4 protein-coding genes are annotated in these 9,228 nt (G+C 49.0%); 2 read left to right on the top strand and 2 right to left on the bottom strand.

Features of this window, described 5'->3' with window-relative positions; genetic code table 11:
* Positions 1-254: 254 nt before the first annotated feature.
* Together BUC01_RS20590 and BUC01_RS20585 are read right to left on the bottom strand one after the other, a co-directional pair.
* Complete coding sequence (locus BUC01_RS20590; protein ID WP_073314705.1) at positions 255-4,337, bottom strand: hybrid sensor histidine kinase/response regulator transcription factor; 4,083 nt, start codon at positions 4,335-4,337, stop codon at positions 255-257.
* A 26-nt stretch (positions 4,338-4,363) separates the two neighbouring features.
* Positions 4,364-6,124, bottom strand: a complete 1,761-nt coding sequence (locus BUC01_RS20585; RefSeq protein WP_025835719.1) for an AAA family ATPase — start codon at positions 6,122-6,124, stop codon at positions 4,364-4,366.
* 557 nt (positions 6,125-6,681) lie between these two features.
* On the opposite strand from BUC01_RS20585, the gene BUC01_RS20580 reads away from it, so the two are divergent.
* Both BUC01_RS20580 and BUC01_RS20575 read left to right on the top strand, forming a co-directional pair.
* Positions 6,682-7,689 (top strand): LacI family DNA-binding transcriptional regulator, encoded by a 1,008-nt coding sequence (locus tag BUC01_RS20580; protein WP_025835718.1) that lies wholly within the window; start codon positions 6,682-6,684, stop codon positions 7,687-7,689.
* Positions 7,690-7,768: 79 nt separating this feature from the next.
* Positions 7,769-9,145, top strand: a complete 1,377-nt coding sequence (locus tag BUC01_RS20575; protein WP_025835716.1) for an MFS transporter — start codon at positions 7,769-7,771, stop codon at positions 9,143-9,145.
* The last annotated feature ends 83 nt before the right edge of the window (positions 9,146-9,228 follow it).

Raw genomic sequence — 9,228 nt, 5'->3', positions numbered from 1 at the left:
GAAAGTCTCATCATACGGCTTACGACTAAGTTTTGGCATATTGTTTCTTCTTTGATGCCTACAAATAGGTGTCAACCTATATCAGTGTAAGACAGTATAGGCTTTGCAGTGACGCTGCTGTTATGCCCTTACAGGGCGCAGGGATAAACATTACTCAATTCCCAGGGCGTAGCCCTGGGCTATAAGATAAAAGGCTTTCAGCCTTGAGCTACGCAATGAATGCCTGCTTTGATTCAAAACCGTATAAGAAGAAATTAAATATATTGCTTAGGCGTCACCCCGAACTCCGCTTGAAAGCACTTGGAGAAGTAAGAATGATTAGAAAAACCAACCATATACATCACCTCGGCAACCGTGAACTTCTGTTGCTTCAACAGCATGGCGGCTTTCTTCATACGAATGGATTTGATATATTCTACAGGCGTCATGCCGGTGAGTTGTTTTATCTTGCGATACATCTGCTTGTTATTCGTACTCGTCCATTCACAGAGGGCATTCACATTCAGTTCCGAGTCCGAAATGTGTTCCTCAATCAGATGGATAATGCTTGCCAGGAACTTCTCATCGTAGGAAACCGCTTCGATTTCCTTCGGGGCGGCAAGGGCTTCGATGCGGGCTTTCGTCTCGTGCATCTCCCGGGCAGCCAACAACTGTTGCACACGCGAAAGCAGAATATCCGGTTCGAAAGGCTTGGGAATGAAAGCCTCGATGTTCAACTGTATACTTTCAAGTTCCGTCTCCTTGTCGCTCTTAGCCGTCAACAGGATAATGGGGATAGTGGAAGTAGGAATGTGCTTTTTGAGGCGGCGCACCATTTCAAGTCCGTCCATTACGGGCATCATGACATCAGCAATAATCAGATCAGGAGATAATTCCATCGCCATCTCCATACCTGTCTTGCCATTCTCCGCTATACGGCAACGATATTTTGCATGCAGTATCTGATAAATGAACTCGGCTATTTCCGGAGTGTCATCCACTATTAATATCAGCGGAGCTTCCGGGCTGGCTATCTCTGCGACAGAAGAAGAAGCGGAGACTGCTGTTTCTACTTCTTCTGACGCAGGTTTCTGTTCAGAAAGCATAGTTCCGGGTTCAACAAGCACAGCTCCTTGTTCAGAAAGCACACTCTTTTGTTCAGAAAGCCCCCTCTCCCGTTCAGACGCCACAGGCTCGGAAAGCACATCAACCGACATCTGTTCCGAACTGCCAACCGGTAAGTTCAGCGTAACGGTAGTCCCTTTATTTTCTTCCGAGGTGAGCAGCACGCTGCCGCCATGCAATTCCGTGTAAGTCTTTACGAGATAAAGCCCGATACCTGTCCCCTCCTTTTTTCCTGCCGTCTTGGGTGACTGGAAGAAGCGCTGGAAGATATACGGCTGGTCCTGACGGGGCACACCGATACCTGTATCGGAAACAGAAATACACACATCTTTCCCATCACCGGGAATTTCCAGACGAAGCGTGACGCTCCCACCCTCCGGAGTATACTTCACAGCATTGGACAAAAGATTATCCAGAATGGATTCCAACTTGATGGCATCCATCTGTATATATATCTTCTCCCGGTCGGTATGAAAGTCAAACGTGAGTTGTTTCTCTCTCGTTTTTTCCTCCACATACTGGGTAAACAAGCCACGCACGAAAGACACCAACTCTATTTGCGACAAAATCAACAGCGCATTCTTGCCGCTATCCACCCGGTTGAAGTCCAGCCCCTGATGGATAAGCGAATTCAACTTCATGGCATTGCGATGCACCTGTTCCAGTTGTTTCTTCTCCTGCTGATCCTTGATGCCGGGCAGCAACTTGCTGATAGGCGCGATAATCATGCTCAACGGAGTTTTCAGGTCGTGGGAGAGATTCGTAAAGAACTCCATCTTAGCCTGAGACTGCTCCAGGATTTTCTCTTTCTCCAGACGCTCCAGTTTCAGACGGTTCTTCACGCGGAAGAAGTTGATTGTCCAGAGTATCAGGACAAGCCACAGCAAGACATAAACGGCCTTTGCCCACGAGGTGTAGTACCAGGGCGGAATGACGTGGATGTCCAATGCATACGTTTTTTCGGACGGCTTGCCATGCGCATCCAGCTTACTCACTATCAGACGGTAGTCACCATAGCTCAGATTGTTGTAAGTAATCCGGTTCGTATTCGGTTTCAGCAAGTTCCATTCACGGTCCACACCTTCCAGGCGATACAACAGTTTGCTTTTCTCTTCAAGGGAATAAGGCAGGTCGGAGAGTTCAAAAGCAAGATTGTTCTGGTCGTAGTCCAGATTTATACGCTGTGAGTAACGGATGCTTTGTGCGGATTGCACTGCATCAAGCGCCTGCCCCGCCCCAGACTGGTAAAGTTGATTATTGACGTAAAGGGCGGTCAATATCAACGGCTGTTCGGAGTGTTCCGCCAGCAAGGCTTCGGGTGAGGAGATGGCAAAACCGTCTGCGGTACCCAGATAGAGTTCTCCGCTTGTCTTATCAAAGAACATGCTGGTGAAACGCTTGTCGGTGATATTCAGTCTGCGGACTTCCAGAGTCTGCTGGTCGGCTACCCAGAAACCATCTGTGGTAGAGATCCAGATGCGGCCGTCGGCTTCGGCCATGGAAAGCACTTCGTAATGATTATAAGCATCAAAGGGCAACATACGGATACTGTCGTTTTCGGGAGTCACGCGCATCACTCCGCCGGGGAAACCTATCCAGATGTAGCCGTCTTCGGCACAAAGGATAAAGTTGGGAGTACGCTCGCCTTTCAGTTCACCGGCGGCAATATGGGTGACTTCGCCGGTACGGGGATTTATCTTTTCGATGCTGTTGGGGCTGTTATAGAGCAATGCCCATACATTCCCTTCCCGGTCGGGAATCATCTGGTTGATGAACATGCCGGCCAGGCCGTTGTGGATGGAATAAGTCTTCTCCGCCATGTAGAGTCCGCCGGAAGAACGCATGAGGTTTTCCTTATCTACCACAAAGATGCCACCAAGACAGGTAGCTATCCAGAGTTGTCCGTCACGGTCTTCAAAAAGGCTATACGTCCAATTGGTATTGTAGCGGCGGGTGCTGTCCACTATGTTATAATGTATAAACTGGCGTTTCGCCGGGTCGTAACGACTGATGCTGCCATCCGTAGCCACCCAGAGTTGTTGTTCACGGTCTTCGTAAAGATGGCGTACCCGGTTGTGGGATAAAGGATATTTCCGGTCTCCCATCTTGTACCAGGCAACGTCCTGTTCCCCATCCATAAGAGCGGTGAAGCGAATGAGGCCGTTGGTGCCGCCAAACCAATAAGTTCCGTGCGTATCGCGCAGCATGGAATAGAACTGGTTGCCCTCCCCTGTTCCGGTAATCTGCGAGATAGGGATGTGACGCAACACACTGTTATGGCGGGACATGGAGATGCCGTAATCCGTGCCGAGCCAGACGTTATGCTCGCGGTCGGCAAAGATGGTCCAGATGATATTGTTAGAAAGGGACTGGAGGTTTCGGGAGTCATGAACAACGTGCAGCAAGGGTTCGTCCTCCTGATAGACGTACAGACCATTATCGGTGCCTACCAGCAATTGTCCGTTCCCGTCCAGTGCCAGAGACTTGACAGAGTTATCATGGAAAGCATCTATCCGCTGTGTATGCCCGTCGGCAGGGGTGTATTTGAAAAGACATCCTTCTGTGCCTATCCAGATGCAACCGCGTGCGGTATCTTCCAGAAGTGAATTGACAAACTGATTGCTTCGGCCACGGGTGACGGGCAGGTCTATGGTTTCAAAGCGTCCGGTGGCGGGGATGTAGCGGCAACAGCCGTTGTACGTGCCAATGTAGAGGTTATCGTCCGAGGCGCGGATAATGGAATAAATGGTCTGGTGCGGAAGTCCTTCGGTGATGGCGGAGAGCTGCCGGGTTTCCGGTGAGTAGGTGTAGAGACCGTTAAGTGTTCCCAGCCACAGCACGCCGTCACGCAATGCCAGTGTGCGGATGTCGGTCGGGAAGTCCGCTTCCGGTTCTTGGTAGGTGTCTGTCCGGTAATTATAAATCAGCAAGCCATTGTCCGCACCCATATAGAGATAAGTGCTGTCCACCACTTCACCGCAATAAATGCGCGTATTGCTGCGCTCGCCGAAAGTGAAATGCGGTTGTGAGGAATAGCCGTCGTAACTGAACAGTCCTTTGTTGGAACCTATCCATATCAGTCCTTGCGTGTCTTGCAGGAAGCAACTGATGACGGATGCTTCCGTCCCCAGACTGATATTATCAAACAGTCTGTAATCGGACTTCTGCCCCGCCAGACTGCAAGGAAGCCATATCTGTAACAGAATGAAAAGAAAAAGAACTGGTCTGTGCATATGCCGGGTTACGTTAAAGGTCCGGACTACTGTATTTCTTCGCACACCCGCATTTCCATGCCTTTATACACCACCACAATCTTATGTAGCCGGGTGCTGCCGATGGCACGTTTCACCGTATCGGTATCAGCGTAGCGGTTGGCTTGTGCGATAGCCTCCTGACGCAGTTCCTCCACACGGGTTTCGGGGTCTTTGTACTTGGCATACTTCAACTCTACAATGTAGCTGTGCGTCATGTCGGAGTAGATGTCCAGCATCGGACAGAGAAAAATATCGACATAGCCCGCCTGCGTGTCCTGTTCGGAGATGGGACGGTAGAAACGGTTCTGTGCGGTCATGGCAAGGGTGAAGCCATGCACGAAGAACTCGCCCTTCTGCTTGTCGCGCTGCGAGGCGTAGGTCTTCAGGCAGTCGGCAATGTAGTCGAAGTAGGCTTTCCAGTTGCCATCGTAAGCGAGCTGGCTTGCCAGTTCACTCTTTTCGTAGCTGCTGAAACTGAGGTCAGCTTCGTTGTAGGTGCTTAACAGATAGGTATAGAGTTGTTCCTGAACTACCAGATTGGGGATGATGAGTTTGGTCTTTCCCCGGTGCATGCCGTTAATGGTGAGCATGCCGAAATAGTAGAGCAAGCTCACGAAATTATCGGGATTGGTGATGCCGGAGGCAGGGAAGCCACTCTTCAGTTCGCCGGTGATGAAGCCCTGGCTCACAAGGGTTTGAATGACGGAGGCATCATGAGCAAACTCCTTGTCCTTGCGGATGAGCATGCGCAGTTTCTCGTAGTCGATGCGGATGTTCTCTTCCACCATGCTTAGCGGTGCTTTGCCACGCGAGATGTAGTTCTTGACAAAATAAAGCACCATATTGGAGTTATACATCGTGGTTTCGCCGTAACATTCCTGCGCGAAGCAATAGTTATCATACCACGGCTTCATTATCTCTATCAGTTCGTCAATGGTATGATTGAAGGGGCTGGTGGTAGAATAGTAAGTCAGCATTTCGCGCACTTCTTCTTCTGTAAATCCCATCATTTGGTTGAAATCCGGTGAGAGGGAATAGTTGGTTCCGATGTTGAAGCCGCTGGTGAGGTCGTCCATCGTCACGGGGCTTACACCGGTAATGAAACAGCGCTCGATACTGGAATAGGTTCCCGCTTTCACTTTGTTGAAGAAGGCGCGCAGATAACCCTCGCCATGCGTCTCGTTGGTGTAACGGTGCAGACTTTCGGGGTCGGAGAGAATGGCGTTGGTGAAGTGGTCGTACTCGTCGATAAAGAGGTACACCTTCTGTCCGGCACGTTCGCATTCCGAAATCAGATAGTCTAATTGGTTGACGGCTCCGTCCTTCTCGTCCAGCCGATCCCTGATGCCTTCCGGCAGAAGGTCGGCATAGACTTCGCAGAAAAAGTCGAAGCGGATTTGGCAGTGCTCATCCAGCCCTTTGCGATAGTCGTTCAGTGCACCGGTGATACCGGAGAAATTGAGATAGAGCACAAGATAAGTGTTACGACTCGGTGTGGGATGCTGCCCGATGTAGAGGTCGCCAAAGAGGTCGTCGAACTTGTCGCGGGTACGCACATCGTAGTAATGTTGCAGCACGTTCAGCGTCAGGCTCTTCCCGAAACGGCGCGGACGGATGAAGAAGAAGAAGCGGTCCGCCTGCTCTATCATGGGGATGAAGCGGGTTTTATCCACATAATAATAGTCTTCACGGCGGATGACCGCGAAGTTCATCATGCCGTAGGGAAGTCTCTTTCTGCCGGGTACTAAGTATTCTAATGGATCCATATGATGTCCTCCTGCTGTTTTTGGGATATTTAATCCGTCGCTTTATGACGGGATAACGACACAAAGATAATGCAAATTGAGTGCAGAACTTTCATGCAAGCATGAAAAAGTTATGCCGAAATGCAGCTTATCTTATCTAAAGATAACAAAAGTTCTTATAGGGGGGGCATCGCAGTTATTATTTATAACGGCTGAAAGCTTAGTCAACCGTTTTATATTTACTTCCGGGAATCTATGCAGTCCCGACAGTTTCATCTGGAAACAAAGCGTCTCGCAAAAAAGCAACGTTCGACGCCCATTCAAATGCAAAGTCAATGGATGTTTGCAAACGTTTGCACTATTCTATAACCCGATAAATCTCAACGAAGAAGCTTATTCTCACCTATTCCGCTATTTTTGCAATCGGATTAGTTGGCTTTACATTTTTTAGTTTGGCAGCTATCCCCTATTTGAATAACCTTTGATTAAGATAAGCTGCACCTCAGCAATAAAAATAAGCAAGCTTATTTTGTACTGCTTTCGGTTTGCATTATCTTTGGGAATATTTAGAAAATACCATGAATAAACCGCAGATAACCATCAAGGATATTGCCCGGGCGTTGAACGTCTCGCCATCCACTGTGTCGAGGGCGCTGAAAGACAACCCGGATATCAGCCAGGAGACCCGTGACCTTATACATGCGTATGCCCGGGAGCATAATTACAAGCCTAACGTACTTGCAGTGAATCTTCGTGCCAGCCGCTCGAATACGATTGGTGTGATTGTGCCGCAATTGGTGCACCACTTCTTCTCGTGCGTACTGAGTGGAATAGAGAAAGCTGCGGGCAAAGCGGGATATAATATTCTGGTAGCGCAAAGCAACGAATCTTATGAACAGGAGGTAAAGATAGTACACTCATTCCTTGCCGCCCGCGTCTGTGGTGTGATTGCTTCACTGGCAAAAGATACTTCCCAATACGACCATTATCAGGAGTTGCTGAACAACAACATCCCCATTGTTTTCTACGACCGCATCTGTACGGGATTGAAGACGGAACGGGTGGTAGTGGATGATTATGCCGGTTCATTCGCTGCCGTAGAGTATATGATACAGACAGGTTGCAAGCGCATCCTGTTTTACGGTGCGGCGCCTCATATGGAAATCACCAAGAACCGCCGGAACGGGTATCTGGATGCCATGAAGAAGTATAAAATTCCTGTGGACGACAGCATGATTATGTTGTGTGATACCCGTGAACGTGCCATAGCCATCACCCCGGATATTCTGGAAGGTCCCGGCCACCCGGATGGTTTCTTTGCCATCAACGATGAAACGGCCTCAGGAATTCTTTATGCCTGCAAGCTGGTAGGGAAAAGAGTGCCCGACGAGGTATCTATCTGCGGATTCACCGACGGAGCCATTGCCCAAAGCACCGACCCGAAACTGACAACCGTAGAACAGCACGGTGAGGAAGTAGGGAAAAGCGCTTTCAGCATTCTGATAGATAAACTGGAGGGGAATGATGAAAGGAGCAGTAACAAGATTGTGAGGACAAATCTTGTGGTGAGGGGGACGACGAAGTAAGAAAAAGGTTACTCCGCAAATCACGTCGCTAAATCACCATTTATAAAACAGATTATAATATCTAATACCAAATATAAGAATGAAAGTAAAACCCGATTTAAGCTTTTGGAAGTTGTGGAACATCAGCTTCGGCTTTTTTGGCGTACAGATTGCCTACGCCTTGCAGAGTGCAAACATCAGTCGTATTTTTGCAACACTGGGTGCGGACCCGCATAGTTTAAGTTATTTCTGGATATTACCACCATTGGCAGGCATCATCGTGCAACCCATCGTGGGCGCTGCAAGCGACAAGACGTGGACGCGCTTCGGACGCCGTATTCCTTATCTGTTTGTCGGTTCACTGGTAGCCGTACTGGTGATGTGCCTGTTGCCCAATGCCGGTAGTTTCGGTATGGCAGTGAGCACGGCAATGATATTCGGACTGGTATCGCTGATGTTCCTGGACACTTCCATCAACATGGCGATGCAGCCGTTCAAAATGATGGTGGGCGACATGGTGAACGAAAAGCAGAAAGGACTCGCCTATTCCATCCAGAGCTTCCTGTGCAATGCCGGCAGCCTCGTAGGTTTCCTGTTCCCGTTCATCTTCACATGGATCGGTATCAGCAATGTAGCTCCACAAGGCGTAGTACCCGACTCGGTGATTTATTCCTTCTATATCGGAGCCGCCATCCTGATACTCTGTGTAATCTATACCACAGTGAAAGTAAAGGAGATGCCGCCCGCCGAATACGCTGAATACCACGGCATCACCGAAGAGGAAGAGAAAGAAAAAATCAATATGGTGAAACTACTGGTGAAAGCACCGAAAGCTTTCTGGACGGTAGGTCTGGTTCAGTTCTTCTGCTGGTTTGCTTTCATGTTTATGTGGACGTATACCAATGGTAGTGTAGCTGCCAATGTATTCGATGCTCCTACCGTGGAAACCGTAGTGAACGGAGTCAGCAAAGTTATGCTGGACACCAAGAGTATTCAATATCAGGATGCCGCCGACTGGGTAGGTGTGTTGTTTACCGTACAGGCTATCGGTTCTGTACTATGGGCTGTCTGCATCCCGTTGTTCAAGGATCGCAAACTGATCTATTCTCTCAGTCTGGTGCTGGGTGGATTGGGTTTCATCTCTACTTATTTTGTTCATAATCAATATGTATTGTTCATCTCCTTCTTACTGATAGGTTGCGCATGGGCTGCTATGCTGGCGTTGCCTTTCACCATCCTGACCAACGCACTGAGCGGCGGACACATGGGAACTTATCTGGGCTTGTTCAACGGAACAATCTGTATTCCGCAGATTGTGGCTGCCTCACTTGGTGGAAGCATCCTTGCCCTGTTCACCCCGAAAGGTATGTTGCCGCCCGAAATCAATATGCTGGTCATGGCAGGTGTCATGCTGATTATCGGTGCGGTTTGTGTATATTTCATCAAAGAAACAACAGGAGAACAAGTGAAAGCATAATCCTTACGAGAATATATTCTGAAAGGGGGCTTCGTTGCTCTACGACAAGTACCCCTTTCTTCTACGACCAACGCCCTGTTTCT

The sequence above is a fragment of the Bacteroides stercorirosoris genome (assembly GCF_900142015.1).
Classification (GTDB): Bacteria; Bacteroidota; Bacteroidia; order Bacteroidales; family Bacteroidaceae; genus Bacteroides; species Bacteroides stercorirosoris.
Note: the sequence above shows the minus strand (reverse complement) of the source record. Positions and strands in the feature narration are given on the sequence as shown.

Excerpts from the sequence above, each read along its gene's own strand:
- BUC01_RS20575 (WP_025835716.1), top strand. The coding sequence starts at position 7,769 with ATGAAAGTAAAACCCGATTTAAGCTTTTGGAAGTTGTGGAACATCAGC.
- BUC01_RS20580 (WP_025835718.1), top strand. The coding sequence starts at position 6,682 with ATGAATAAACCGCAGATAACCATCAAGGATATTGCCCGGGCGTTGAAC.
- BUC01_RS20590 (WP_073314705.1), bottom strand. The coding sequence starts at position 4,337 with ATGCACAGACCAGTTCTTTTTCTTTTCATTCTGTTACAGATATGGCTT.
- BUC01_RS20585 (WP_025835719.1), bottom strand. The coding sequence starts at position 6,124 with ATGGATCCATTAGAATACTTAGTACCCGGCAGAAAGAGACTTCCCTAC.